Genomic DNA, 26,960 nt, shown 5'->3' with positions numbered 1-26,960 from the left:
CGCGACGCTGGGGCTGGGATCGGGGGCCGGCATGGAGCTTCGGCAGAGCTACCGCGAGGAGATCGCCCTGGTGCGAGGGTGGGCCGGGTGGACGGCCACGGCCGGCCTCGCCTTCGCCCTGCTCACCCTACCGGCGTGGATCTCGGGTTACTCGCTCTACATCGTCACCCACCTCATGATCCAGGCCCTGGCGGCGGTGGGGCTCAACCTGCTCATCGGGTACACGGGCCAGATCTCCCTGGGCCACGCGGGATTCTACGCCATCGGTGCCTACGCCGCCGCCCATGGGCTCACCACCTTCGGCCACCCGCTGCCGGTAGCTCTGGCCCTGGCCGGCCTCGCGGCCGCCGCCGCCGGCTACCTGGTGGGCCTCCCGGCCCTGCGGCTGACGGGCCCCTACCTGGCCATCGTCACCCTGGGCTTCGGCATAGCCGTGCATCAGGCGCTTACCAACTGGGCGGCCGTCTCGGGCGGGCGCATCGGCCTCTTCGTGCCCCGGCCGGCCCTCGGGCCCTGGCGCCTGGAAGGCGACACCGCCGTCTACTTCCTGGTCCTGGTCGTGGGGGCGGCGCTGGTGCTGGTGGCCTACAACCTCACCCGCTCCCACGTGGGGCGGGCCTGGGTGGCCATCCGTGACAGCGATCTGGCCGCGGAGGCGGCGGGGGTAAGCCTGCGGCAGTACAAGAGCCTGGCCTTCGCGGTAAGCGCCTTCTACGGCGGCGTGGCCGGGGGGCTCGGGGCGATCCTGCTGGGGTACCTGGAGCCTCAGATGTTCACCTTCGTGGAGTCCATCTACTTCCTGGCCATGGTGGTGGTGGGCGGGCTGGGCAGGATCCCGGGGGGTATCATCGGCGGCGTGCTGGTGGCGGCCATCCCCCAGGTGATGTCGGGCCTGCAGGAGTGGCTTCCGCTGATCTTCGGAGCGATCATCATGGCGGCCATCGCCTTCGAGCCCACGGGGCTCTACGGCCGCTGGTTGCGGATCCGCCGCTACTTCAAGAGCTGGCCCCTCTAGGGCACCGGGAGGTCCACCCGTGCTGCAGCACTTGCTGAACGGCATCGCAACCGGAGCCCTCTACGCCGTGATCGCCCTGGGCATCGTGCTGCTCTACCGCACCTCCCGGGTCCTCAACTTCGCCCACGGGGACTTGGCCATGGTGGGCGTCTTCCTCGTCTGGAGCCTGGGGCAGACGAGCCTCGGCTTCCCGGGCGGGCTGGCGGTGGGGCTGCTCGCCGCATCGGCCCTGGGCGCCCTCTTCTACTTCGGCGTGCTGGCGCCCGTGCGGGAAGCCACCCTGCTCGGTCAGATCGTGCTCACCCTGGGTCTCTCCCAGGTGCTGAGCGGCGCCGCCCTGGTCTACTGGGGGGCGGATACCAAGGCCTTCGCCTTCCCGCTCTCCTCCATGGTCACCTACCGGGTGGGGGGCGCGGTGATCAGCCAGCTCACCCTGGGGAGCCTGGCCGTGGCCGTGGCGCTCATGGCAGGGCTCTACTTCCTGGTGCAGCGCACCCGGGTGGGGCTGGGCATGCGCGCCCTCTCCCAGGACCTGGACGCGGCCCGGGTGCTGGGCATCCCCACCCGCCGGCTGCTGGCGCTCACGTGGGGCGTGGCCGCCCTGCTGGGGGCGGCGGCCGGCGTTCTCCTCGCGCCGCTCACCTTCCTCCATCCCTACTTCATGCTCACACCGTTCCTCAAGGGCTTCACCGCGGCGGTGCTGGGCGGGCTGGACAGCGTACCCGGCGCCATCGCGGGCGGGCTGGTGCTGGGCGTGATCGAGAGCTTCTTCGCCGGTTACGTGTCGCTGAGCTTCGTCTCCACCCTTTCCTTCGGCCTGATCCTGCTGGTGCTGCTGGTGCGGCCCGAGGGGCTCCTGGGGCACGCCTTCCAGCGGCGCGTGTGAAGGCGTGTGTGAACGAGAGAGGTGTCTGTGAACGACAGAGGCATCGCGGAAGAGCGGCACCGAGATGGAGAGGAGTGAGATCCCTATGCTGAGGACCGTCACGAAGGCCCGCAGTCGCACGGTCGTCGCCGCGCTCGCTCTCGCCCTGGCTCTGGGAACCTTGCCCGTGGCCGCGCAGGTGCGGGGCGTCAGCGACACCGAGGTGATCCTGGGAACCTCCGCACCGCTGTCGGGGCCGGCGGCGGCCTGGGGCACCACGGCCCGGGCGGCCAAGGTCTACATCGACATGATCAACGATCAGGGCGGCATCCACGGGCGGACGATCCGCCTGGAGATCCGCGACGACGCCTACCTCCCGCCGCGGGCGGTGGCCAACATCCGGGAGCTGACGGAGCGAGTGGGCGTCTTCGCCATCAGCGGCATCATCGGCTCGGCCAACGCCTTCGCCGTGCGCGACTACGCCTATCAGAAGCAGCTCTTCTGGATCACCCCGGCCATCGACTCGCACATCTGGATCGGGTATCCGGGCAACCGCTACGTCTACACCGTCTACCCGGACTACTTCGAGGAGGCCAAGATCCTCACCCGCCACGCGGCCGACGAGCTCGGGCGCAGCCGGATCGCCGTCTTCTACCAGAACGACCAGTACGGCAAGGCGGGCCTGGACGGCGTGCAGGAGGCGATGGCCGAGCTGGGCGGCTCTGCCCGGATCGTGGCCGAGGTGCCCTACGAGGTGAGCGATACGGACCTCTCGGCCCACGCGCAGCGGCTGCAGGCCTCGGGGGCGGAGGCGGTGATCCTCTACGCCACGCCCAACCACGGCGCCATGATCGCCCAGGCCATGGCCCGCATCGGCTACCACCCAGATCGGCTGGCCACCTTCACCCTGGGCGATGCTACCATCATGACCGCTCTCGCCGGCGAGGCGTGGGAGGGGGTCATCAGCACCGCCTACTTCCCCCTGCCGGACCGGGACGCCACCGTCAACGCCGTGCTCCAGCGCCTGGTCGCGCGGGAGCCCAGCCTGAGGCCCATGGCGTTCAACGCCCTGGCCGGCGTCACCTTCGTGGAGCCCTTCCTGGAGGCCCTGCGCCGGGCCGGGAGGGACCTGACCCCCGAGAGCTTCGCGCAGGCCATCGAGTCCATCCGGGGCTGGGACGGTGAGGTGATCCGGAACGTCACCTTCGGCCCGAACCGGCACCAGGGCATCGACCGCATCTACCTCACCCAGGTGCAGGGCGGCCAGGCCGTAGCCGTCACCGATTGGATCCAGTACCCGGTGGGCTTCTAGATGGCGCTGCTGGAGGCGAGGGGGCTCGATCTGGCCTTCGGCGGCGTGCGGGCGCTGGCCGGGGTGAGCCTGGAGGTGGGCGAGGGGGAGTTCGTCTCGCTCATCGGTCCCAACGGCGCCGGCAAGACGAGCCTCTTCAACTGCATCACGGGCTTCTACCGGCCCCAGGCGGGCAGCATCCGCTTCGGGGGCCGGGAGCTGGTGGGGCTGAGCCCCGACCGCATCAGCCGGTTGGGGCTCGCCCGCACCTTCCAGAACATCGAGCTCTTCCGCTACATGACGGGGCTGCAGAACCTGCTCCTGGGGCGTCACCGCCACGTGGGCGCGGGCTTCCTGCGGGCCGCCCTGGCAACGCCGGGCTGGTGGCGGGACGAGGAGGCCCAGCACCGCCGGGCCGAGGAGATCATCGACCTCCTGGACCTGCAGCTGGCCCGGGACGTGCCGGTGGCGGCCCTGCCCTACGGCATCCAGAAGCTGGTGGAGCTGGGCCGGGCCCTGGCCCAGGAACCGCGCCTGCTCCTGCTGGACGAGCCCTCCGCCGGCCTGAGCGCCGAGGAGAAGGACGAGTTCCTCTTCAAGCTCCAGGACGTCCGGGACGCGCTGGGGCCGGCCATTGTCCTGGTGGAGCACGACCTGCGCCTGGTGATGCGGGCCTCCGAGCGGGTGGTGGTGCTGGACCGGGGCCGGGTGATCGCCTCCGGTGCGCCGGCCGAGGTCCAGCGGGACCCGCAGGTGGTGGAGGCGTACCTGGGAGGTGGAGACGGTGGCGCTGCTTGAGCTGGCCAACGTGGAGACCGCCTACGGGGGGCACATCACCGTGCTGCGAGGCGTCTCGCTCCAGGTGGAGGAAGGTCTCCTGATGGTCCTCTTGGGGGCCAACGGGGCGGGCAAGACCACGCTGCTGCGTACGGTGAGCGGCCTGATTCCCGATCAGCCCGAGAAGGGGCGCATCCGCTTCGCCGGGCAAGACGTGACCCGCTGGGAGCCCGAGGCCGTGGCCCGCCTGGGCCTGGCCCACGTCCTGGACCGGCGAGGCGTCTTCCCCGAGCTGACCGTGGAGGAGAACCTGCGCCTGGGCGCGTACGCCCGGCGCGACGAGGCCGCCGTTCGGGCCGACCTGGACTGGGTCCACGGGCTCTTCCCCATCCTGGCCGAGCGCCGCCGGCAGCAGGCGGGTCTCCTCTCGGGCGGGGAGCAGCAGATGCTGGTCATCGCCCGGGCTCTGCTGGGCCGGCCCCGCCTCCTGATGCTGGACGAACCCTCCATCGGCCTGGCACCCCGCTTCGTGGAGCAGATCTTCGAGACCCTCCTGCGCATCAAGGAGCAGGGGACGGCGCTGCTGCTGGTGGAGCAGAACGCCCGCCTGGCCCTGCGGGTGGCCGACTACGGCTACGTCCTGGAGACGGGCCGCCTGGTGCTGGAGGGCCCGCCCGGCGAACTAGCCGCCAACCGGAACGTCCGGGAGCTCTACCTGGGCGTGGAGACGGAGGCGTCCGTGAAGGGCTACCGGCGGTACCGGCCCCGGAGGCGGTGGGCGTAGGAGTGGAGGTGGGTGGAGGAGCGGAGGCGGGCGTAGGGGCGGGCGGCTGCCTGGGAGCGAGAAGCCGCTGGAAAACCACAGGCAGATCGTAAGAAGGATCCAGGTCAAGGATGGCGTAGTCCTACCTTACTTAGGTATCTTACCTTGATTAGTTAGGCGGCGAAGCGTCACTATCGAGGCCCGGCTTCTCAAGCCGAGGCGTAGGCGGGGGTTGAGCCATGTGCGTGGGGTTGCTGTGACGGCGGGCGCCGTGGGCACGCGGGCAGGCGATGTGCGCACCGCGAATCGGCGGCTTCTGCTGGAACTCATCGAGCGCGAGGGTCCCGTGTCGCGTGCGGACCTTGCCCGCCGCACCGGCTTGAGCCAACCTTCCGTCTCCGAAATCGTTGAGGAGCTGCTCGAGACGGGTCTGGTCGTGTGGGGCGGGGAGGGAGCCTCCACTGGAGGTCGCAGACCCCGTCTGCTGCACTACAATCCCCGGCGCGGCACTGTCCTGGCCGTGGATCTGGGCGGGACCCGCATGGAGATCGGCGCCTTCACGCTCGACGGTGCCCCCGTGGCGGCAGAGCGGTTCTCGGCCCGCACGGGAGAGGATGGGCCGGATGTCCTGGAGCGGCTGGCGCGTTCGGTTCAGCGATTGCGCGACCGGCTGCCCCAAGGGTCGCCGGAGGTGTTGGGCATGGGCGTCGCAGCGCCAGGGGTAACCGATACGGAGACGGGCGAGGTCACCCTCGCGCCGGCCGTCGGATGGTTACGCACGCAGGTTCGCACCCTTCTCCAGAGCAAGATGGGCCTCCCGGTGGCGGTGGACAACGACGTCAACGCTGCCGCTCTTGCGGAGTGGCGGTTCGGCAGGGGGGCCCAGTTCGGCACCTTCGCCTTCGTCTCCCTGGGAACCGGTGTGGGAATGGGCATCATCCTCCGCGGCGAGGTCCACCGGGGTGCGGGCAACCTTGCGGGAGAGATCGGCTACATGCCCTTGGGGGACGCGGGTGGGACGGACGAGCGCTCTTTCGGCGGCCTGGAGCAACGTCTCTCCTTGAGCGCGCTGGCACGCGACTACTCCGCGCTGATGGCGCTTCCCGAGCCTGGAGCGGAGGCGGTGGACACCACGGTGGCCGCGATGCTCGAAGCCTGCACGTCCGGCGAGCCAAGAGCGCGCCGCTTCGTTGAAGAGCGGATGAGCCTGCTGGCCAGGGCCCTGCTCAGCATTCATCTGGTGCTCGCCCCGGAGGTGATCTTCCTCGGAGGACCCGTCAGCCCACACGTTCCGGCCCTCCTCCCCATGCTCGAGCAGGAATTCGCGAAGCTTTCGCCCTTCCGGCCCAGGGTGGAGCCGTCTTCACTCCAGCACAGGGCCGGGCTCGTCGGAGCGTGCGCCCTGGCCGCGGACCAGGCGAAGGAGCTTCTGATGGCCGGGAGGTGAAACCCCGGCACGTTCGTGCACCTTGGTACGGCCGGCGGTAAAGGGAGCAATGGCTGCGATCCTTCCCAAGGAGAGGCGGGAGCAGCCATGTCAGGATGGTGGCGGGGGATGATCGGCGGAGTGGCAACCATCTCCATCGGCGTGGGAGCCGACCGAGCAATGGGTGGGAACGACGAACGGGCGCTGGTGAGGCTTCATCAGGCGATCCGTCCGCTGGGCACCGTCGTGAGCTTCATGAACACCGGGGCTCACCCCGACGATGAGCAGAGCGCGCTGTTGGCGTACCTGTCGCGAGGGCTCGGTGCGCGCGTGGTCAGCGTCATCGCCAACCGGGGTGAAGGCGGGCAGAATCAGGTGGGCGACGAGTACGATCAGGCCCTGGGCGTGGTTCGCACCCGGGAGCTGGAGGAGGCCTCCCGGGTCACGGGGGTGCACCTTCGCCTCCTGAGTGAAGAGCTGGACGACCCCATCTACGACTTCGGCTTCTCGAAGACCCCGGAGGAGACCCTGGCCCGTTGGGGGGCCGAGATCCCGCTGGAGCGGCTGGTGCGGCTGATCCGGGAGGAGCGGCCCGACGTGGTGATGCCCTCCTTCCGGGATGAGTACGGCCAGCACGGGCACCACCGGGCCATCACCCGGCTGACCCTGGAAGCGGTACGACACGCCGCCGACCCCGAAGCATTCCCCGAGCAGCTTTCCGCCGGGCTTCTCCCCTGGCAGGTCCGGAAGGTCTACGTCCCCGCGAACCCCGGCGGGGGAGGCGGCAACGTCTACCTCGCCACGGAGACCGGTGAGGTGGACGTGACCGTGAACACCGGCGAGTTCGACCCCGTGCTGGGCGTCTCGTACGTGCAGTTGGGAGAGGAGTCCCGGGCGTTCCATCGATCCCAGGGGATGGGTCGCGTGGTGGAGCCCGGTCCCAGGCTGCTCCACGCCGAAAGGGTGCTGAGCACGGTTCCCGTCGCGGGTCCAGAGCGCTCCCTCTTCGATGGCCTCCCGTCCACGGTTGGGGAGCTAGTCCACACAGTCCCCGACGGCCATGAGGGCCTCCGATCGCACCTCCGGAGTATCCAGGCCGGCCTGGAGGCGATCGACGGCGCCTTCCCCGACCGCGAGACCATCCTCCTCAAGGTGCATGACACGCTGGGAAAGGTGCGGCAGGTGCTGGAAGCACTGGACGGTGCCGGCGCAGGCGGCCCCTGGGCCGAGGACCTCGCCTTCCGCCTCCGGGTCAAGGAGGAACAGCTTCAGGCGGTGAGTGCTGCCGCGACGCTCGTGATCGGACAGATCGACTTGGAGGACTGGGAGGTGGTGCAGGGACAGGAGGTCACCCTCACCGTCCGGGCCTTCAACGGTGGGCAGATCCCGCTCGAAGACGTCAGCCTGCGACTGGAGGCGCCGCAAGGGTGGCTCGTGGAGCCCATCTCGGACGGGCCGGCGACGGCCCTCGGGTACAACGAAACGGTGGGCAGATCCCGCTCGAAGACGTCAGCCTGCGACTGGAGGCGCCGCAAGGGTGGCTCGTGGAGCCCATCTCGGACGGGCCGGCGACGGCCCTCGGGTACAACGAAACGGCAGAGCGCTCCTTTCGGGTTCGGATCCCCGAGGAAGCGTCCTACTTCCACCCTTACCATCCCCCGGTGCTGCGCGGCGTGGTGGGATACAGGGTGCATGGGGAACGCGCCGAGGTGGCGATCACGCCGACCCGGTTCTTGGCCGTCCTGCCGGACGTGTCCGTGCGGGCGGAGCCGTCCGCCACGCTCCTGAACACTGCGGGGGGCAGAGGATCGGTGGGAGTCTCCGTCGTCCTTCGGAACCATCGCCCGGAGGCGGCCGCTGGCTCCGTGCGATACGAGCTTCCTCGGGGATGGCGATCCGATCCGGCGGAGCATGCCTTCCACCTGGACGCCCGTGGGACGGTCACCACGGTGCACTTCGATCTCCAACCTCCAAAGGATGCGCCCTGTGGAGACTATCGCATCGCGGTCGCGGCGAGCGGCGAGGGCTGGCGGTCCAATCGCTCCGTCCGCACGATCGAGTACGATCACATCGGACGAACCTATGTCGTGGCGCCCTCGGAGGTTCGTGTGGTGGCCTTCCCCTGGGCCGTCGATCCGGTGAGGGTCGGATACGTCGCCAGCGGCTTCGACTCCGTCCCCGAGTTTCTGGAACAGATGGGGTTCAACGTGACGCTCCTCGGTCACGAGGACCTCCTCCTCGGTGACCTGGCCGCGTTCGACACCATCGTCCTGGGCGTGTACGCGTACCGCTCACGTCCGGACCTGGTGGCGGCCAACCAACGTCTCCTGCGGTACGTCGAAGACGGGGGGCACCTGGTGGTGCAGCTCCACCGGCCTGGGGACAACTGGGATCCTGACACCGTGCCGCCGTATCGACTCGTCATCGGCCAACCCTCCTTCAACTGGCGGATCACCGACGAGTCCGCGCCGGTCACCGTGCTGCAGCCGAACCACAGGTTGTTCAACGCACCCAACCGCATCTCGGAATCGGATTGGGGTGGATGGAGGAAGGACCGTGGTCTCTACTTCCCCATGGAGTGGGCGACGGAATACCAACCGCTCCTATCCATGTCGGATCCGGGGTGGGAGCCGATGCAGGGCGGCATGCTCCTGGCCCGGTACGGTAAGGGTACGTACCTTTACACCAGCCTGATCCTGTATTACCAGCTGGAGCAGTACGTGCCCGGGGCCTTCCGGCTCATGGCCAACATGGTCAGCTACCCGGCCGGGGATCGATGATTCTTCGGCCGGATCGAAGGATCGAGGACCAATCGAGGGACATAGAAAGGAGCGAGAACGATGCTGAGAATCACGCGTCTTCCGGGGCTGGCGCTGATGCTGGTTGCGCTCGCCCTCCTACCGGCCGCAGCCCAGCAGGTCACCATCACCTACTGGCAGTACGAGTACGCGACCAAGGTGGAGGCTATCAACACCCTCATCGATCAGTTCGAGGCCGAGAACCCCAATATCCGTGTCGTCCACGAGACCTTTCCCTACGACGCCTACAACCAGCGTGTGGCCGCTTCGGTTCCGGCCGGCCGCGGGCCCGACGTGATCAACCTCTTCTACGGGTGGCTGCCGCTCTACATCGACTCGGGCTACCTGCAGCCGTTGCCGGAGGACACCTTCCCGCCCGAGGAGATCGAACGCGACTTCGCCCCGATGGTGCGGGCCGCGAAGATGGACGGCCGGTACTGGGCGCTGCCGACGGCGGTGCGAACCCTGGCCCTCTTCTACAACAAGGACCTCCTGGCCGAGGCGGGTCTCGACGGACCGCCCAAGACGTGGGACGCATTCCTGCAGGCGGCCGAGAGCCTGACCCGCAGGAGCGGGAACCGGTTTCAGCGGCTGGGCTTCGGCGTGGCTCCCACGGGTCAGGACCACCACCTGATCCGGGAGGTCCTCTTCCGCCAGTGGGGTGTGACACCCTACTCGGAAGATGGCCGGCGCGTGACCTACGACACCCCAGCGGGGACCGAGGCCCTGGAGTTCTACACCGACTGGATCACCAAGCAGAAGATCGGCGTCGCCAACTTCTTCCCTGGGGACAGCGGCTACCGCGAGGCCTTCATGCAGGGACTCGCTGCCATGATCATCGACGGCTCCTTCGCCGTGGGGTCCATCCGGAACGGCGCCCGGGTGAACTGGGGCGTGGCTGAGCTTCCCGTCGGCGGACCCACGAACGAACGCTCCAACTTCGGCTCCTTCTGGGCCCACGGCATCACGCGCAACGCGCGGGGCGCCAAGCTCGACGCGTCCATCAAGTTCCTGAAGTTCATCACCTCCGAGAGCGCCATGCGCTACTGGCTCGACACAGTCGGTGAGATCCCAGCTCGCGCCGCGCTGGCCCAGGACCCGGCCCTTGCCTCGGATCCCGTCTTCGGCCCCTTCGTCGCGAGCCTCCCCTACGCCCACGCCACGTTCTTCGTGGACGAGGCAGGCCAGCGGCAGGTGCTGGTGGATGCCGTGAACGAGGTGACGCTGCAGGGCGTTGCCCCCGAGACCGCCCTGGAACGGGCAGCACAGCGCGAGCAGCAGATCCTGGACGATTTCTGGTCCAAGAGGTAGGTGGAGTAGGTTGCAAGGCAGGCCCTGGGGACGGGGGGGATGACGATGGGACGGCGACGCTTCGGAATCCGCCTCAGCTTGAACGCTCGCCAGGCACTCTGGGCGTACGTCTTCCTGCTCGTCCCCATGGCCTTCTTCCTGTACATCCGGATCTGGCCGGCTTTCCAGGCATTCGACTTGAGCCTGCGGGAATGGAACATCGTCGGCGAGGTCCGTACCTACGTGGGCGGCGCCAACTACGAGCGCCTGGCGGGCGACCCACGCTTCGCCCGCGCCCTCCTCAACACCCTCCGGTACACGGTGGTCGGGGTACCGGCCCAGATCGTGCTGGGGCTTGCGATCGCGCTCTTGCTGGAGAGGGTCACCCGGTATCGGGGCCTCTTGCGGGCAGTCTACTTCCTGCCGTACATGACGCCCATCGTGGCGGCCGCCTGGGTCTGGCAGTGGCTCTACTCGCCGAACTTCGGCCCGCTGAACGGCTTCCTCGACGCCATTGGGATGCCGGCCCAGCCGTTCCTGGACAGCCCTGCGCAGGCGCTGTACGCGGTGACGGCGGTGGTGGTCTGGCAGAACCTCGGCTTCGTGGTGGTCATCTTCCTCGCCGGGCTCCAGTCGATCTCCCGAACGTACTACGAAGCGGCACGGATCGACGGTGCCGGGGCCCGCGCCCTCTTCCTGCACATCACGCTTCCGCTTCTGAACCCCAGCATCGTCTTCGCGGTCGTCATCGGGACCATCCAGTACCTGCAGCTCTTCACCCAGGTGGTGAACCTGAACTTCACCGACCAGGGGGGGCCGCTCGACAGCACCCTCACCATCGTCCTCTACATCTACAAGGTGGCCTTCCAGCGATTCCAGATGGGCCAGGCTGCGGCCGCCACGGTCGTTCTCTTTGCCATCATCCTGTCGGTGACGCTCTTTCAACTCAAGGTCCTTTCGCGGAGGATTGAGTACTGATGTCTCAACGTGTGCGCCCGGAGCTCGGCATGGTCCTCCTCTACGGGGTCCTGGTGACCGGAGCCATGATCACGGTCTTCCCCTTCGCCTGGATGCTGCTCACGTCGTTCAAGCCGTTCCACGAGATCTTCAGCCTGTCGTTCCTCCCCGCCGAGCCGACCCTGGAGAACTACGCCCAGGTGCTCCTCCACACGGACTATGTTCGCTGGTACGCCAACAGCCTGATCGTGGCGTCGGCCACCACGGCGAGCGTGCTCTTCTGGGACTCCCTGGTCGGCTACACCCTTGCGAAGCTGCGCTTCCCCGGGCGAAACATCATCTTCGTGCTGATCTTGTCCACGCTGATGATCCCCACGGAGATGCTGATCATCCCGTGGTTCGTCACCTCGAGCGAGCTCGGCTGGGTGGACACCTACTGGGGCATCGCGTTTCCGGGCATCATGACCGGTTTCGGGGTGTTCCTCATGCGCCAGTTCTTCCAGACCCTTCCCGACGATCTCCTCGACGCAGGTCGCATCGACGGGATCACAGAGTTCGGCCTGTTCTGGCGCATCGCGCTGCCGCTGGTCCGTCCGGCCCTCTCGGCCTTGGGCATCTTCACCTTCCTGGGCAACTGGAACGCGTACCTGTGGCCCCTGATCGTGATCCAGTCGAAAGCCATGCGCACCTTACCGGTCGGTTTCGCTCTGTTCTCGGGCGAAGCAGGGTCGGAATGGAACCTGATCATGGCCGCGGCCTCCATGGCCATCGTGCCGGTACTGGCCGTCTTCGCCCTGTTCCAGCGTCAGATCATCGAGGGCGTGGTGCTCACCGGGGTGAAGGGATGATGGGCCTGGCGAGGCTGCTCGTGCTGGGGAACCTGAACCTGGACCTGGGCGTGGGCGACATTCCTGCCTGGCCCACACCCGGAACCGAGTCGCTGGGCCACTGGTCTATCTTCCGGACGGGGGGCTCCGCCGGCAACACCGCGCTGGCCGCGGCATCCTTGGGCGTGCCCGTAGAGCTTCATGCGGCCGTCGGCGACGATCCCCTGGGCGGGTGGATCCTTAGGTCCCTGTCGGAGGCCGGTGTGGACTGCACCGCGGTCCGCAGGCTCCCCGCGCCGACGGCGTTCAGCTTCTCGGTTACGCATCCAGGAGGGGAACGCACTTTTTTCTCTTCTGCCGGCCACCTACCCTTCCAGGGCGTGGGCGACGAGGAGCGCATCCTCGAAGCACCGTCCGGAAGCGTCGTCATCGCCTGCGGGTACCACCTCCTGCCCCGATGGCGCGCTGGCGCCCTCCAACGCCTTTTCTCGGGTTGTCGGGAACGTGGGCTCGTGACCGTCCTCGACACGGGTTGGCCCCCAGGAGGCCAGTTCGACCGGCAGGAGCTTCAGCAGGTCTTGCAGGAGACCGATCTCTTCCTTCCCAACGCGGATGAGGCGAAGCTCGTCACGGGCGCGCCTACGCTCGAACACGCGCTCCGCGGTCTGGATGCATGGGTGCCGGCGGCCGTGGTGAAGGACGGACCGCATGGGGCGTGGGTGGTGGAAAGGGGCAGGCTCGTGCACGTGCCCGTAGAACCTAGCGAGCCGCGGGAGACGGTTGGGGCCGGGGACGCGTTCAACGCGGCTTTCCTCTACGCGCGCTTCTTCCGGGGCCTCGACCTGGAGCCCGCTGTAGCCTTTGGGGTGGAAGCCGCGCGCTTGGCCCTCCTGAGTGATCCGCGGCGATATCCGGCCACCGACGAGGTCGTTCGGGCCATGGGGCGCAGGGCTTGAACCATTCTGGAAAGAGCTGCAGGAAGAAGGGGTCCCTTTGAGTGGCGGACGGAGCAAGAGCGGTGGCTCGCGATGGGACGAGCGGTACGTGGACCATGTGCTGCGACCCTCCTACGAGCTCTGGCAGCAACGGTACTGGGAGCACTTCTTCGCCCTCCAGCAGGCGCATCTGGTGGCCCTGGTTCGCGCCGGATGGTTGAACAGATCCGACGCACGCGCCATCGCTCTGGCCCTCTTCAGGGTGGAGGGCTCAGGGCTCCGGGGTGAGCCGTACCAGGGCGACGTCGAAGATCTCTTCTTCCGGGTGCAGGAGCAGCTCGAGGCCGAGGCCGGAGAGGTCGCTGGCCACCTCCACCTGGCTCGAAGCAGGAACGACATCGACGTCACCCTGTACCGGATGGACCTTCGAAGGGCGCTCCTGAGCCTTCACGAGCAGGTGGGCCTGCTCTCGGGCGCCCTCCTGGAGCAGGCCCGCCGGCACGTGGACACGATCATGCCCGGATACACCCACGGGCAACAAGCGCAGCCCACCACGCTGGCCCATTACCTCGCGGCGGTCCTGGACGCAGTCGAACGTGCTTGCCGCAGGCTGGAGGGCCATTACCCGCTGGTCAACCGGTCCCCCCTGGGAGCCGCCGCCTTCGCCACCAGCGGCTTCACCATCGACCGCCGGCTCCAGGCAGAGTTGCTGGGCTTCGACGGCATCGTACGCAACTCCTACGACGCCGTGGCCGCCACCGACTACCTCTTGCCCTTCCTGGCCGAATGCGGCACGCTGGGAGCCACGTTGAGCCGTTTCAACGCCGACCTGCTCTTCTGGGCGTCCAACGAGGTGGCCGCGCTATGGCTGCCGAACGGGCTCGTCCAGGCGAGCAGCATCATGCCCAACAAGCGGAACCCCGTGGTGCTGGAACACATCCGCTCCCGCCTGGGCCGGGTTCCGGCCCTGGTGCAGCAGGCGTATGCGCTGCACGCGAACGTCCCCTTCGGCGACATCAACGACACCGCCGAGAACCTCCAGCCCGTCTGGCACCAGGCGGTGGACCTCCTCGGAGCCGCCGTCGATCTACTCGCTCGCGTGGTGAGCGAGCTTCAGGTGGACCGGGATCTCCTGCGCCGGCGTGCGGGCGAAGGATTCAGCACCGTGACGGAGCTGGCCGACACCCTCGTTCGGCAGCGCGGGCTTTCGTTCCATCACGCTCACGCCGTCGTGGCCCGGCTGGTCGAAGTGGGACGCGAACATGAGCTCCCGCCCTCCACCTGGACGCCCCGCCTTCTCGAAGAGGTCGCTGACTCCACCCTCGGCCGCCCGGTCTCCCTTCAGGAAGCCGAGCTCCAGGAGGCTTTGGACCCAGGGCACTTCGTGGACGTCCGGCGCACCGAAGGCGGCCCCGCGCCGGAGCAGGTGCGGGCCATGCTCGACGAGGCCCGCGCCGGGCTGGAGGCGTCAGAACGCTGGCGGACCGATACGCACGCCCGCCTGGACGCCGCCTCCCAACAACGCCTCCAGGAGGTGCAGCGCCTCGTCGACGGCGCGAACCCCTTTGACGAACGAAGAGGTGACAGGTCCGAGTGATCTTCGGCGTTCCTGGCGTTCGTCGACGACCCCCGTACCGGCCAGGGATTTCCCGGGAAATCTCGAAGGCCGCCGGACGCCATCCCGATCCGCAGGGGAAGGCTTCGGACGGTTCCGCCGGAATCCGACGTCTCCCCACCCCGTTTACCCCTCCGGATACAGCTCCCGCACCAGATCCGCGTACTTCTCCACGATCGCCCGGCGCTTCACCTTGAGGGTGGGGGTCACCTCGCCCTCCTCCTGGTAGAGGCGCTTGGGTAGGATGGCGAAGCGCTTCACCTGCTCGGGGGAGGAGAGGTGGCGGTTCAGACGGTTCACCTCACCCTCGATCAGGCGCCGGATCTCGCGGTTCCGGATGAGGTCCGTGTAGGTGGTGAAGGGGATCCGGTGGCGCTGGGCGTAGTCGGCCACGTTCTCCTCGTCCAGCACCAGCATGGCCGTGACGTAGCGCCGCCCGTCGCCGATGGCGATGGCGTCGTTGATGTAGGGGCTCGTCTTCAGCAGGTTCTCGACGCGCTGGGGCGCGATGTTCTTACCGCCGGCGGTGATGAAGAGGTCCTTCTTCCGGTCGGTGATGCGCAGGAAGCCGTCTGCGTCCAGCTCGCCCACGTCGCCCGAGTGGAGCCAGCCGCCGTCCAGGGTCTCGGCGGTGGCCTCGGGATTCTTGAAGTAGCCTGCGAAGACGTTGGGGCCGCGTACCAGGATCTCGCCGTCCTCGGCAATGCGCACCTCCACGCCGGGCAGGGGCTGGCCTACGGTGCCCAGGCGGATCCGCTCCCGCTGGTGGATGGTGGTGGGCCCTGAGCCCTCCGTCTGGCCGTACACCTCCCGGATGGGGACGCCGATGGCGTGGAAGTACCAGAGCACCTCGGGGCTGATGGGCGCCGCCCCCGAGATGACCAGGCGGGCCCGGTCCAATCCCAGGCGGTGCTTCAGGGGCGCCAGCACCAGCCGGTGGGCCAGCCCGTAGGCGAGGGCGAGCCCGGGCCCCACCCGCCCCCGCGACAGCCGGGCCTCCGCGTGGCGCCGGCCCACGGCGACGGCCAGGCGGTACGCGGCCCGCTTGAACCAGTCCCGGTCCTGCATGGTGAGCTCCACCCGGGCGTGGATCTTCTCCCAGATCCGGGGCACGGCGAAGAGCACCGTGGGCGAGATCTCCCGCAGGTTCTGGAGCACCGTGTCCTGGTATTCCACGAAGCTGACGGTCATCCCCCACCGGATGGCCAGGTAGACCGAGATCATGCGCTGGGCGATGTGGGAGAGGGGCAGGAACGAGAAGCACTCGTCGCCCTCGTAGGAGGGGTTGGCCTCACCGAGGGTTCCGGCCGTCCAGAGCAGGTTCCGGTGGGTGAGCATGGCGCCCTTGGGCGGCCCCGTGGTGCCCGACGTGTAGATGATGGCGGCCAGGTCCTCGGGGCCGATGGTGGCGACGATCTCGTCCAGGTGTTCCGGGTCCGCTTCGGCCAGCGTCCGCCCTCGCTCCAGGAGCTCGTCGAACCAGAGCACCTGCGGGTCCGAGAAGTGGTGGAGGCCCTTGCGGTCCATCACCACGATCCAACGCAGGGCGGGCAGGCGGTCCCGCACCTCCAGGGCCTTGTCGAGCTGCTCCTCGTTCTCCGCCACCAGGAGGACCGCTTCCGAGTGGCCCAGGACGTAGGCGCACTCCTCGGCGCTGTCGGTGGGGTAGATGCCCACCGTCACCGCCCCGCCGCTGACGATGGCCAGGTCGCTGTAGATCCACTCGGGGCGGTTCTCGCCGATCACGGCCGCCCGGTCGCCCGGCCGCAGGCCCAGCTCCAGGAAGGCGTGGGCCAGGTGGCGCACCGTGCGGGCGTACTCCTCCCACGTGACGGCCCGCCAGAGACCGTACTTCTTCTCGCGCAGGGCCACCCTGGGCCCCAGGCGGCGGGCCTGGGCGAAGAAGAGCGCGGGAGTACTCGGAGCGTCGTGGAGGTCGGTCGCGACCGTGGGAGCCGGCTTCCGCTCGAGGACGGTGATCATTCGTTTCCCTCCATGAACGCCAGGGCGTTGACGAAGCGCTCGCACGGCTTGCCCATGAGCCTCCGGATCAGGACGATCTGTCCCCGGTGGTGGCACTCGTGGTCGATGAGGTTGTAGAGGATGTCCCCCACCCGGAGGTGCTGCCCCTCGAAGGGGCCGGCGGGAACCAAGACCGTGTGGCGGAGAACCTCCGGGTCGCCCTGCTCGTCCAGGGTGGCCAAGTATTCGAGGGTCCGCTGGTGGACCCGGTCCAGGTCCTCCAGAATCGCCTCCTTGGTGGGCAGCACCCGGTACGACCGGACCGTGTAGCTCCCACCTCGCAGCGCCGCCTGCACCCACATCTCCTCCGCGGTGATGATGTGCCGGAGCTGCTTGTGGATGCTCATGGCGCCGTTGGGCGGCTCCCACGCCAGGTCCTCCTCGGCCAGGTCGTCCACGGCCGCCTTCAAACCCAGGCGCACCGGCTCCCAGAAAGCGAACCGATCCCCGATGACACCCACGCGCGCACCCCCGAGGAGACGGCGACGCTGCGTTTCCCAGGCCACCTGGGACGCCATCTCCAGCGTGTTGGCGAACCCGCCTGCATCTTGCCATCAGTTTAGCGAATTTCCGGAAAGAAATCCATAGCTCCTTCGCCGGCGTGCCTTCGCCGGCGCGGCTGGGCATCGGTACTGTGCGGGTGGTGTTGACGGGTCGGCCATGGTCGCAGTACCATATCTGCCCAGGCATCTACTCATCAGGACAGACATGGGAGGCAGACCGATGTCGCTCGCACATGCGCTCCTGGGCCTGATCTCCTACTCACCAGCCGCGGGCTACGACCTGAAGGAGGCGTTCGATCGGTCGGTCTACTTCTTCTGGAAGGCAACCCTTCCCCAGGTCTACCGGACGCTGCGCCGCATGGAGGGCGATGGGTGGTTGACGTCGACCATAGAGCCCCGGGAGGGAAAGCCCAGTCGCCGTGTCTACCACCTGACCCCAGCGGGCCGCCAGGAGCTGGCCCGTTGGCTGGCCAAAGCGCCTCCGATGCCGGAGACGCGGAACCCTCTTCTGGTCCAGCTCTTCTTCGGGAGTGCCGCACCCCGGGGCGCACTGCGCCGCCACGTTCAGCTGTGGCGGAACCACCACGCCGAGCTGCTGCGCCGGTACGAGGAAGAGGTTCCTGCGGAGCTGGAGTCGGCCGCCCGGGAGCCCGGAGCCGATCGGGAGGCACCGTATTGGCGGATGACGCTGGAGTTCGGCCGCCGGCACGCCCGGATGATGGTGGAATGGTGCGACGCGGTGCTGGCCGAGCTTGAGACGCTGGAGCGACCTTGACGCTTCTGGAGACCGACGGCCGGGGCCCGCGCAGGTCTTGCGCGCCGGCGGGCTGGGTCAACCAGATGCGGTAGCCGTCGGGGTCCCTCAGGAAGGCCGTTCGTTCGCCCCAGGGCTGCTCGGCCGGGCAAGGGACGCCAACCGCCGTGCGGCCTCGGCCAGGGTGGCATCTTCCTTGCAGAAGGCGAAACGGAGGAGGGGAGCGGACTGAGGCCGCCTGCCGCCCTGGAAGAAGCTGGACCCCGGCACGGCGGCGATCCCGGCCCTCCGGATCAGGGCCCGAGCGGCCTCCCAGTCCGACCGAGCTCCCAACCGGCTGGCGTCGGCCATGACGTAGTAGGCCCCTTCCGGCAGGCTGCAGGCGAACCCCGCGACCTGCAGAGCGCTGACGAAGAGGTCTCGCTTCCGGGCGAAGCGGTGGGCCAGCTCCTGGTAGTAGCTCGCCGGGAGCTCGTCCATCGCCCGGGCGGCGGCCACCTGCAGGGGGGTGGGGGCCGCCACCGTCAAGTAGTCGTGAACCTTCCGGATGGCGGCAGTCAGCGGAGCCGGGGCCAGGACGTACCCGAGCCGCCAGCCGGTCACCTGGAAGGTCTTGGATACTCCGCTGACAGCGATGGTACGCTGCCACATGTCGGGCAGGGTGGCCACGGGGACGTGGACCGCCGCCCCGTAGACGAAGTGCTCGTAGATCTCATCGCTCACCAGGAGGAGGTCCCGCTCACGGCAGAGCTCAGCCAGGCCGGCCAGCTCCTCCCGTGAGAAAACCCGGCCGGTAGGGTTGTTGGGCGTGTTGAGGACCACGGCCCGGGTCCGGGGGCCCGCCACCTGGCGGACGGCCTCGACGTCCAGGCGGAACGCCGGCGGTTCGAGGCGGATGTAGCGGACCTCCGCTCCCGCCAGCCGGGCCAGGGGCACGTAGTTCTCGTAGAAGGGCTCGAAGACGATCAGCTCGTCCCCGGGGTCCAGGATGGCCAGAAGGGATGCGGCCATCGCCTCCGAGGCGCCGCAGGTGACGGTGATCTCGCTGTCCGGGTCCGGCGCCCACCCCCAGAACCTCGCGGTCTTCGCCGCGATGGCTCGGCGGAAACGCGGGTCTCCCCAGGTGAACGAGTACTGGTTCTCCCCCGATCGAAGGGCGGTCACGGCCCACTCGACCAGCTCCGGAGGCGCGTTCCCGTCGGGGAAGCCCTGGGCCAGGTTGAGGGCGCCGTGTGCTTCAGCGATCCGGGTCATCTCCCGGATGGTCGACTCGGCGATTCCCGCGACCCGCGCAGCGGCTCTCGGCATGCCGCTCGCTCCCTTCTCCGTCGCCTGCCGGCCGGCCAGCGGACCGTGACCCGATGGACGTTGGCCCTGGGCGTCCAGTCCTCCCAGCCACCAGGCGCTTCCTCACTGTGGATCTTCCCACACGCAAGCGAATCAAGACCGTCCCAACCGGTCCTGCAGAGAGTTCGACGGCCTGATCCGGCCACTCCTTGCAGGGGCTCTGAAATCGACGCCGAAACGAGTCAGGTGCTTGGAGCCGGGCGGCCCGCGCGCTCCGCTCCAACGTTGCGGGCGGTTGAACGCTCGCAGCGAGATTGGGGGGGGGGGCGAGAGGATGGGTCACCTGCCTGCAGACGGCTTGATTCCTGTGGTGGAGGAGCTCTTCCGGTGGGATCGCACGGTCCGGGTTGGGATCTATCCGAAGCTCGAAGCCTTGCCCGACGGTGCCTGGGATCAGCCGACCGGCGTGGGCCGCGGCTCCCTCCACACGATTCTCGTGCACGTGGTGCGGGCGCAGCGGAACTAGTTGCAGTACCGGATCTGGGGTCAGGAAGGAAGACGGCTCACCGAGGCGGACCTGCCTACACCCGCGGATCTCCACCGCTTCTGGGACGTAGTGGATCAGATGACGTTCGAAACGCTTGCGAGGGTCGCGCCCGAGCAGCTGCAGGAAGTAGTGGAGGTACCGCCGGATACACCGGTGCTCAAGGGCGACACGGGCTTTCGCGCCACCCGGGGCGAGATGCTCCTGCACGCGGCCACCCATGCAGTCTACCACCGCTCCCAGATCCGCCACGGCCTCACCCGGCTCGGCGTCTCGATCCCAGAGCCGGATTACATCTTCGTGATGACGGAAACAGGGCGCGCGTAGGCGTCCTCGACCGATCAGGACGTCGTCGTGGCGGCGCGCTTGCGCTCCAGGCCCCGGGCGAAGCGCTCCTCGTCGACGATGAACCGCTCGTGCTCCGCCCGTCCGACGAGCTCCACCTCATCCCAGGCTTCCGCCCGGAAGCGAAGGCGGCGCCCGTCCACCGCGACCAGCTCGGCCCGGACGCGGACCCGCATCCCCGTGGGCGTCCCAGCCAGGTGCTCCAGGTTCACACGGGTGCCGACCGTCGTATGGCCCCGGGGGAGGTGGGGGCGGGTCACTTCAAAGGCGACCTGCTCCATCCAGGCGAGCAGGGTGGGAGTGGCAAGGCCCGCCACCAGGCCGGAGCCGGCTGCGGCGGCCGTATCGGCCTCGCTCACAGTGAATGCCGTCTCTGCGGTAAGCCCTGCTTCGATCGGGCCTGTCCCATCGTGGCTCATGCGGTCGCACCCCCGGGCTCGATGTCCCGGCGTCTCATTCCAGAGGCCGAGCCTGCGTTCCTTCCTTCGGCTGGAAGCTCGACCGCGAGAGCCCGGTCCCCATGGAACGAAGGGGCGACGGGCTGATGCCCACCCGGCCATGTTCGTAATCCAGGGTGATCCGTCGTCCCTCCAGCGCGGTCCAGCCGAAGCTGGCTTCGCTGGTGCTGCTGGAGGTGCCCTTTTCGAGCGGCAGGGCGAACCCAGCTACCGAGAAAGAGAAGACACCGAAATCCGGGAAGGAGCCGATCGCCTCGCCGCCCACGACGTGCCGGCTTTCCCCGGTCACCTTCCACCCTTCCTCGCGCACCCACCCTACGGGAACCGTCAGCCCGAAGGCGTTCGCTGAATCAAAGAAGAGCACCATCTTCCGGCCATTGATCTCTCCTTCGAAGAGCGGCCGCTCTCGCCCCCTATCGAAGGCGAAGGCCGCGATCTCGCCCGGTTCGTAGGCGTAGGCCGGGGCTCACTGCTCGGGCGGAGCTGGCGCATGGGGAGCGTAACGGTTCAGCAGCCGGCCGGGACCCATGGCGACCAGGGTCCCGACCCCCCCGGCAACGATCAGGACCGCGAGCCAGATCCAGCGAAGAGACCGTACCCTGCGTTCCACCTGGCGCCTATTCCCCTCTCTTGAGCCCGGCCAGCACGGCATCCTCAGCGGAGTAGTCGAAAGCCTCGGGAAGCACCGGGGCTGGTGGATGCACGCGCTCCCAGGCCACAGTGCGGGTGAGGCCCTCCTCGACGGAGACGGACTCCCGGTAGCCCAGCTCCCGGCGAATGCGGGTGGTGTCAGCCGAAAGGTGCTGGGCGTAGTTGCCGTGCTCCGACCAGCCCTGGGGCAGACCCTCGCGGGGAACGGACACCAGCCTTCCGGACCAGCCGGCCGCCCGCCCGATGGCGCGCACCTACTCCGCCTCGGTGACGTCGTGGGTGTCGGCCACGTCATAGATCCGGCCCTTAGCCCGCTCGTCGGCAGCCAAGGCGACGGCGTGCGCCACGTTCTCCACGTATCCCCGGCACGTCTTCCAGCGAGCCTGTGTCTCCTCCAGGATGATGGCGGGACGCCCATCATCCGTTCGCTTCAGGTGTCTTCGCCTCCTCGGCGTGCGCGGAGTCCTTGAAGCCCTCTCTCTTGGCGCCTTGGCCCTACCCCTACCCCGGCATCTGGTCGCCTCCTCGCGCCCACCGCGAGCCCGCCTGCGCGCTCTTCCCATGGATCCGTTCCCAGACTTCCACGCAGGGCGGGTCGAAGAGGCGCCCTCCTTCCTCTCGGATGTACCCATGCGCCTCCGCCTCCTCCCACGCCGGACGGTAGGTCCGCTCGAAGGTGAGGACGTCGTAGTCGTCTACGATCGCCACCACCCGGGCCAGGAGCGGGGTCAAGGCGTATGCCACCGGGGTCACCGTGATCGCCGCACCGCCCCACCGGAAGCTGAGTCGTTCACCCGCACGGTGTGGAAGGACCGGTCAGCCGCGCGTCTTCAGCGGGACGCAGAGGTGGGGTATGGCTTCCCGTACGCCTGGACGCCAAGATGCTCTGCCAGGTCAAGGACCAGGCCGCGGGTCACCAAGGCACACCCTCGATAGAAATCGCTAACGGCCTGAGCGGTAACGTGGTTGCACCACGAAGGTATCCAGGCGAGCACATGCTCTGTCAAGAAGGCTCGTTGCCCGGCGATCGCGTCGCGAAAACCGGATGAATCAGCTTCGTCAAGGGCATTCAAGGCGATCCCTGCTAGGTGCGCCAGGAACTCCAGCTCGAGGCCGGCGTGATCATCGGGTTCATGGGCCTTGTTGACCGCCTCCAAGCCGAACCGTGCGTACCAGTTGCGGACGTCGAGCGTCTCTTGCTGGAAGAGGAGCGGTTCTGAGCTGGTGTAGACAGACTCCCATGGAGGTGCCAGAACGTGCGTCCCGGCACCGACAAAGAGGCGAATGTAGTCGGTTTCAAGCGCGTCTACGGCTTCCTCGGGCGTATGGTCTTCGATCCAATCCATGATGAGTTCAAGGCCCCGGCGGACGTCCGGCTGACCGGAAGCCAGCGGTGTCTGCTGAAAGACGTCGTTCTTCATGAGACCCACGATCCACTCCGCCTCTGGGTAGGAGTAGAAGATTCTCCCCATGACGCCGAAGGCCAGGATCTCGCCCATCAGGAAGTCGCGCGTCGCAACCCCGTTCTCCATCTCACTCGGAGTATGCACGTCTCTCAGCATGCTCAGGCTCCCCTCACGGAGAGGGCCCGATGCGGGCCCTCCCCCCCGTGCCTCGACCCTCAGTACAAGCCGATCCGTACCTCGTTCACGTAGAACAAGAAGCGGTGAATGACCTGCGAAGCCAGCACCAGTGCGAAGGCGACGTAGGTCAGCTGCCTCAGGCTCTTCCTCTCCCCGGACTTGAGGGTCTCCCCATAGACAAGAGCCCCGCAGAACCCGGCTCCGAGGAACGCCAGGATCAGGTAGAGCGCAGTCAGCGCCGTGAAACTCTCGGACACCGAGGCGACTCCGCCTACGACGGCTGCACCTTGGGCCGACAGCTGCCCGGTGGCCAAGACGAGAGCACCCACCTGCATCCCAAGGAGCAGTATCGACCCGAGCCCGATCCACTGGAAGACGCGTTCCCTGATGAGCGTGGCAGGCTGTCGTGGCTGACCGGCCACACCACCAGTCTGAAAGGCAACGCCCGTGATCAGACCGCCCAAAAGGAGGGTCGCCGCGAAGAACCCGACAGGGGTGGCCATAGTGTTCCACGAGGGCACCGCCCCGATCATGTAGATGCTGGACATGCTGTAGACCAGCCCGATGCCGGTCAGACTGACCAGGCAGCCAAGGGCCTTCGTCCAGCTCGAGAGCTTCACACGGCCGCTCACCACGCCCACATAGAGCAGGCCGAGCAAGCCGTAGGCTACTGTAAAGAGGATCTCCCGGCTAAGCCACGAGGTTCCCAGGTTGGTCACGGCCCGGTAGGCCATGATCGGGCGCCCCAGGTGGAAGAGCGAGGTGACCATGCCCAGGACGAGCAGGGCGGCGATTATCGGCAGAGGCCGGTGAATCAGCCGCTCCACCTCCGGGTTCGACTCGCGCCGGGCGGCTAGGCAGCTGAACCAGTAGACCAGGAAGGTGCCGACGGACATCTGCGTGAGGAGTGTGTAGGCGACCAGCGCCCAGGTCTTGACCATGGCTTCACGCCTCCATCAGGTCTCTAATCCGTCCGCCCGCGGACTGGCTTGGATACTTGGGCGGAGTCACCACGAACGACGGCTTCGTCACGTCACCCGAGGGCAACGGCATGATCGTGTCCACGTCCCCGTACTTGGCCCGCAACTCCTCAAGCTCGCCGAAATCGAGGCAACGCATCGGACAGTTGGCCACACATGCCGGCTTCTCCCCGCGGTCCTGCAGGTCGATGCACATGTCGCACTTCCTCATGATGTGCGTCGTTGGGTCGAGCCGGGGCGCATCGTAGGGGCATGCCCACTGGCAGTAACCGCATCCGATGCACTTCTCCGAGTCCACGACCACTATGCCGTCTTCCTCCCGCTTCTGCATCGCCCCGGCCGGGCATACGTTCACGCATGGGGGCTCCTGGCAATGCATGCACGATGTGGAGACGAAGTAGGTGAACACGCCGGCCGGTTGCTCGAAGCCGTTGCGCACGATCCAGTGGCCACCGCCGTACTCCCGCACACGGCGCAGCCGCACGCCAACCTGGAGGTCGTTGGTGTCCTTGCAGGCCATCTCACAGGTCTTGCAGCCGATGCAGGAACTGGCATCGAAGTACCACGCCTTCTGTTTCATGGTCTGTCGCTTCCTTCGTGAGTGGAGTCGTTACCCTTCGATGACCCTCAGCGGCCGTTTGTGGTCGGGCTGCAAGGGCTTTCCGGTCCACTTCTCGACCTGGACGTTGCAGCTGTTCCAGCCCTGATGACCTTCTCCCGTAGGAATGGCACCGCACAGGATGTTGGTGCACCCTCCCCGGTCCAGGCCCAGCTCATCGTCCCAATCGATCCACGCACCCTGGCCCATTCCGACCACGCCGGGGCGGATGGTCTCGTAGATGGCCACCCGGGTGAGGACCTTGCCGTGGCGGCTCCGGATGACGACAGTGTCGCCGTTCCGCAGGCCGCGTTCGGCCGCGTCCAGAGGGTTCATCATCGCGAGATTAGGGAAGGCCTCCTGCAACCACCGCGTGTTGTCGAAGTTCGAGTGGGCTCGCCTGGGGACATGGAGGTTAAGGAGCTGCAGCGGGTACTCGCCCTTGACCTTCTTGTCCCAGTCGGAGAAGGTATCCTCGTAGCCCTCGGTCGGCGGAGTGTACGCCGGAATCGGGCGGATCTTCGAGAATCCCACCGCCTCGATTTTGTCTGCCAGCGTCTGGCAGTGGATCTCGATCTTCCCGCTGGGGCTGGCGAGCGGATGCTCCCGGGGATCGTCCACGAAGTCCTTGAGGACGATGTGCCCGAACTTGTCGCCCGGCTTGCGCGGGAAGTGGTAGATCCCCTTCTCCTTGAACTCCCAGAACCCGATCCTGCCTTGCTGGGGAGTACCGACCACGCCCAGCTTGTCGATGTCGGCCTGGGTGATGGTGACCAGAGGCTCGTAGGTCGTGCCGTCGTCGCTGATGACTCGCGCGGCGGCCACCTGGTTGAAGATGTCCTGCTTCGACGAGTACGGCTGCACGACGTCCGGGTCGACACCCAAGCGTACCGCCAGCTCGCGAGCGACCCAGATGTCGTCCTTGCTTTCGAAGAGCGGCTCGATGGCCTGGCTGGTCCACAGCAGCGAGTCCCGAAAGCTGGTGCTCACCTCACCGAACCGCTCCCAGCGCGAGGTGATGGGTAGCACCAGGTCTGAGAAGGCGCAGTGCGGGGTCATGAACATGTCCTGGGAGGCGACGAACTCCACCTTGCGGAAGGCCTGGATGCCCTTGACGGCCCCCGGGATCTGATTGAGACGGCTCGCCTTCCCGAAGTACATCATCTGGATGTTGATGTCCCGAACGTCGTCCTTCCCGGCGGTGTACTTACCCGTCAGGACGGCATCCCAGAGCTCGTTTCGGTTCACCGCGATCCTGACAGGGTTCACGACGCGAGGGCGATCGGGGAAGTCGCTTGGCCGCCCGATCCAGGTACCGCCCTTGACGAGCTCGGGCCCTTCCATGAGCCAGGCGTGGCCGGCGTCGCTTCCGACGCAGTTGCCGGGCGTCCCGAAGTGTCCCGTCATGGCGCCCAGCGCCGTAATCACCTGGGGCCACGACTGCGCGTCATTGACCCGTGCGGGGGCCGGCGACATGATGACCGTCACCCGCTGGGTGGTGGCGATCAGCCGCGCGAGGGCCCGGATGCGTTCAGGCGGAACGCCGCAGATCTCCGCCGCCCACTCGGCACTCTTGGGCTGGCCATCGTAGGTACCGAGAACGTAATCCTTCAGGTTCTCCTTCGCGTCGGCCCCCGCCGGCATGTGGTCCCGATCGAATCCGACCGTGTACTTGTGGAGGAACTCCCAGTTGACGAGAGGCGACGAGACGGGGTCGTCCTCGACCAGGAGGGTGTGCATCATACCAAGCACCAAGGCGTGATCCGTTGCGGGACGGATTGGCAGCCAATCGTCCGTCGACACGCCCATCGCGGCGGCGGTTGGATGGAAGAACGGGTCGACGACGACGAACCGCGCGCCCGCCTTCTTCGCCTGGAGGAGAGCGTACACGGGCTTGCCCGCCCTACTCCATGCAGGGTTGGACGCCCACAGCACGATGAGCTGAGCGTTGGCCAGATCGAAGCCATCGTTCAGGTCTTCTCCCGTGCCACTGCGCGAGCGCGGCAGGCCGATGGCGGGACCGGTCGCCGTCCAGGTACCGCTGGAGCACGAAGCCCAGTCCGTGATGAACCCTCCGTACAGCTTCAGCGCCCGCTCGACTTCCGTATAGGTGCCCGTTCCGGTGGCGGACGACGGCATGTAGACGGCGGTGTTGCCATACTTTCCGACAACGCGCTTGATCTCGCTCGCCAGGATGTCCAACGCTTCGTCCCAGGAGATGCGCACCCACCCATCCCTGCCGCGCAGCTCCTTCTCCCCGCCGCCGGGAGCCCAGTGCTTGCGCTTCATGGGGTACTTCAGGCGGTCGGGAGCAAGGATCCGGTTGCGCTGTGCCCGCCCCTTGGCGCAACTGCGCAGTTGAGGACAGGTGGGGCTGTCCGTGATGGTGTCGTCCGTGCCTGAGCGCGTGATGACGCCGTCGACCACGTACACCTTGTTGAAGCCCTTGCTTCCACAGTCGCCCCAACAGGCGACGGGGATCCACTTCCCCTCCCGGAGACTCTTCGGCGCGGCCTCAACCCGCTGAAGCCCAAAGCTGACACTTTGGACTGAGCCGAGGGATACCCCCAGGGCCGCACTCCATTGCAGGAACGCCCGGCGCGAGACGCCAGCCGGTCCGACCGGCTCGCCGACGCTGTTCTTCTGGGCCATCTGATCGCTCTCCCCCGTGGGAAT

At 67.6% G+C, this 26,960-nt stretch carries 26 protein-coding genes and 2 pseudogenes; 17 read left to right on the top strand and 11 right to left on the bottom strand.

Annotated elements, in window-relative coordinates; translation table 11 throughout:
- The first annotated feature begins 31 nt into the window (after positions 1-31).
- From LIP_RS01565 to argH, 14 genes and pseudogenes are all read left to right on the top strand, one after another.
- Complete coding sequence (locus LIP_RS01565; protein ID WP_158509516.1) at positions 32-1,015, top strand: branched-chain amino acid ABC transporter permease; 984 nt, start codon at positions 32-34, stop codon at positions 1,013-1,015.
- Positions 1,016-1,034: 19 nt separating this feature from the next.
- Positions 1,035-1,901, top strand: a complete 867-nt coding sequence (locus LIP_RS01560) for a branched-chain amino acid ABC transporter permease (protein WP_068133424.1) — start codon at positions 1,035-1,037, stop codon at positions 1,899-1,901.
- Positions 1,902-1,986: 85 nt separating this feature from the next.
- Complete coding sequence (locus tag LIP_RS01555; RefSeq protein ID WP_068133420.1) at positions 1,987-3,192, top strand: ABC transporter substrate-binding protein; 1,206 nt, start codon at positions 1,987-1,989, stop codon at positions 3,190-3,192.
- On the top strand, positions 3,193-3,969 hold the full coding sequence (locus tag LIP_RS01550) for an ABC transporter ATP-binding protein (RefSeq protein ID WP_068133417.1): 777 nt from the start codon (positions 3,193-3,195) through the stop codon (positions 3,967-3,969). It begins immediately after the preceding gene.
- On the top strand, positions 3,956-4,732 hold the full coding sequence (locus LIP_RS01545; protein WP_231699332.1) for an ABC transporter ATP-binding protein: 777 nt from the start codon (positions 3,956-3,958) through the stop codon (positions 4,730-4,732). The genes LIP_RS01550 and LIP_RS01545 overlap by 14 nt, the downstream gene beginning before the upstream one ends.
- Positions 4,733-4,952: 220 nt before the next feature.
- Positions 4,953-6,158 carry an ROK family transcriptional regulator gene (locus LIP_RS01540; RefSeq protein WP_144440267.1) on the top strand — a complete coding sequence of 402 codons (1,206 nt, stop codon included), beginning with the start codon at positions 4,953-4,955 and terminating at the stop codon, positions 6,156-6,158.
- Between the two features lie 87 nt (positions 6,159-6,245).
- A pseudogene (locus LIP_RS19375) lies at positions 6,246-7,613 on the top strand (PIG-L family deacetylase); the annotation flags it as partial.
- Positions 7,565-7,759: pseudogene (locus LIP_RS20260) on the top strand (NEW3 domain-containing protein); the annotation flags it as partial. The pseudogenes LIP_RS19375 and LIP_RS20260, both read left to right, overlap by 49 nt.
- A gap of 189 nt (positions 7,760-7,948) precedes the next feature.
- Positions 7,949-8,917: an NEW3 domain-containing protein gene (locus LIP_RS01530; RefSeq protein ID WP_231699331.1), complete on the top strand. Its 969-nt coding sequence runs from the start codon at positions 7,949-7,951 to the stop codon at positions 8,915-8,917.
- A gap of 60 nt (positions 8,918-8,977) precedes the next feature.
- On the top strand, positions 8,978-10,246 hold the full coding sequence (locus LIP_RS01525) for an extracellular solute-binding protein (RefSeq protein WP_068133406.1): 1,269 nt from the start codon (positions 8,978-8,980) through the stop codon (positions 10,244-10,246).
- A gap of 45 nt (positions 10,247-10,291) precedes the next feature.
- Positions 10,292-11,203: a carbohydrate ABC transporter permease gene (locus LIP_RS01520; protein WP_068133402.1), complete on the top strand. Its 912-nt coding sequence runs from the start codon at positions 10,292-10,294 to the stop codon at positions 11,201-11,203.
- Positions 11,203-12,030: a carbohydrate ABC transporter permease gene (locus tag LIP_RS01515; protein ID WP_082725704.1), complete on the top strand. Its 828-nt coding sequence runs from the start codon at positions 11,203-11,205 to the stop codon at positions 12,028-12,030. Before LIP_RS01520 ends, LIP_RS01515 begins: the two co-directional genes overlap by 1 nt.
- A complete protein-coding gene (locus LIP_RS01510) occupies positions 12,027-12,965 on the top strand; it encodes a carbohydrate kinase family protein (RefSeq protein WP_158509515.1) in 939 nt (312 codons plus the stop codon). The genes LIP_RS01515 and LIP_RS01510 overlap by 4 nt, the downstream gene beginning before the upstream one ends.
- Before the next feature lie 37 nt (positions 12,966-13,002).
- Entirely contained in the window at positions 13,003-14,541 is a 1,539-nt protein-coding gene (gene argH, locus LIP_RS01505) for an argininosuccinate lyase (protein WP_068133396.1), read from the top strand.
- Positions 14,542-14,685: 144 nt separating this feature from the next.
- On the opposite strand, the gene LIP_RS01500 is transcribed toward argH, so the two are convergent.
- Positions 14,686-16,542, bottom strand: coding sequence for an AMP-dependent synthetase/ligase (locus LIP_RS01500; protein ID WP_068133394.1), 1,857 nt, complete (start codon positions 16,540-16,542; stop codon positions 14,686-14,688).
- Positions 16,539-17,042, bottom strand: coding sequence for a DinB family protein (locus tag LIP_RS01495; protein WP_158509514.1), 504 nt, complete (start codon positions 17,040-17,042; stop codon positions 16,539-16,541). The genes LIP_RS01500 and LIP_RS01495 overlap by 4 nt, the downstream gene beginning before the upstream one ends.
- 262 nt (positions 17,043-17,304) lie before the next feature.
- On the opposite strand from LIP_RS01495, the gene LIP_RS01490 reads away from it, so the two are divergent.
- Positions 17,305-17,859, top strand: a complete 555-nt coding sequence (locus LIP_RS01490) for a PadR family transcriptional regulator (protein ID WP_068133387.1) — start codon at positions 17,305-17,307, stop codon at positions 17,857-17,859.
- Between the two features lie 87 nt (positions 17,860-17,946).
- On the opposite strand, the gene LIP_RS01485 is transcribed toward LIP_RS01490, so the two are convergent.
- A complete protein-coding gene (locus LIP_RS01485) occupies positions 17,947-19,146 on the bottom strand; it encodes a pyridoxal phosphate-dependent aminotransferase (protein ID WP_068133385.1) in 1,200 nt (399 codons plus the stop codon).
- Between the two features lie 313 nt (positions 19,147-19,459).
- Here LIP_RS01485 and LIP_RS01480 point away from each other — a divergent pair, with 313 nt between their 5' ends.
- Positions 19,460-19,651, top strand: coding sequence for a hypothetical protein (locus tag LIP_RS01480; protein WP_068133381.1), 192 nt, complete (start codon positions 19,460-19,462; stop codon positions 19,649-19,651).
- 99 nt (positions 19,652-19,750) lie between these two features.
- Positions 19,751-19,996: a DinB family protein gene (locus tag LIP_RS01475; RefSeq protein WP_331456624.1), complete on the top strand. Its 246-nt coding sequence runs from the start codon at positions 19,751-19,753 to the stop codon at positions 19,994-19,996.
- Between the two features lie 14 nt (positions 19,997-20,010).
- Here the strand turns inward: LIP_RS01475 and LIP_RS01470 are convergent, their stop codons facing one another.
- The 8 genes from LIP_RS01470 to LIP_RS01435 all read right to left on the bottom strand — a co-directional run bounded on the left by LIP_RS01470 (position 20,011) and on the right by LIP_RS01435 (position 26,936).
- Entirely contained in the window at positions 20,011-20,373 is a 363-nt protein-coding gene (locus tag LIP_RS01470; RefSeq protein WP_198409639.1) for a thioesterase family protein, read from the bottom strand.
- Positions 20,374-20,467: 94 nt separating this feature from the next.
- The gene (locus LIP_RS01465; RefSeq protein ID WP_144440265.1) at positions 20,468-20,737 is read right to left on the bottom strand and encodes a hypothetical protein; all 270 of its coding nucleotides are present in this window, start codon (positions 20,735-20,737) and stop codon (positions 20,468-20,470) included.
- A 352-nt stretch (positions 20,738-21,089) separates the two neighbouring features.
- Positions 21,090-21,377, bottom strand: coding sequence for a hypothetical protein (locus LIP_RS01460; RefSeq protein ID WP_068133369.1), 288 nt, complete (start codon positions 21,375-21,377; stop codon positions 21,090-21,092).
- Between the two features lie 247 nt (positions 21,378-21,624).
- Positions 21,625-21,876: a hypothetical protein gene (locus LIP_RS01455; protein ID WP_144440264.1), complete on the bottom strand. Its 252-nt coding sequence runs from the start codon at positions 21,874-21,876 to the stop codon at positions 21,625-21,627.
- 77 nt (positions 21,877-21,953) lie between these two features.
- A complete protein-coding gene (locus tag LIP_RS01450) occupies positions 21,954-22,685 on the bottom strand; it encodes a TorD/DmsD family molecular chaperone (RefSeq protein WP_068133362.1) in 732 nt (243 codons plus the stop codon).
- Positions 22,686-22,744: 59 nt separating this feature from the next.
- The gene (locus LIP_RS01445; RefSeq protein WP_068133359.1) at positions 22,745-23,647 is read right to left on the bottom strand and encodes a dimethyl sulfoxide reductase anchor subunit family protein; all 903 of its coding nucleotides are present in this window, start codon (positions 23,645-23,647) and stop codon (positions 22,745-22,747) included.
- A 4-nt stretch (positions 23,648-23,651) separates the two neighbouring features.
- Positions 23,652-24,266: a DMSO/selenate family reductase complex B subunit gene (locus LIP_RS01440; RefSeq protein WP_068133356.1), complete on the bottom strand. Its 615-nt coding sequence runs from the start codon at positions 24,264-24,266 to the stop codon at positions 23,652-23,654.
- Positions 24,267-24,296: 30 nt separating this feature from the next.
- A complete protein-coding gene (locus LIP_RS01435; RefSeq protein ID WP_068133353.1) occupies positions 24,297-26,936 on the bottom strand; it encodes a molybdopterin-dependent oxidoreductase in 2,640 nt (879 codons plus the stop codon).
- Between the last annotated feature and the right edge of the window lie 24 nt (positions 26,937-26,960).

The sequence above is a fragment of the Limnochorda pilosa genome, from assembly GCF_001544015.1.
Classification (GTDB): domain Bacteria; phylum Bacillota; class Limnochordia; order Limnochordales; family Limnochordaceae; genus Limnochorda; species Limnochorda pilosa.
Note: the sequence above shows the minus strand (reverse complement) of the source record. Positions and strands in the feature narration are given on the sequence as shown.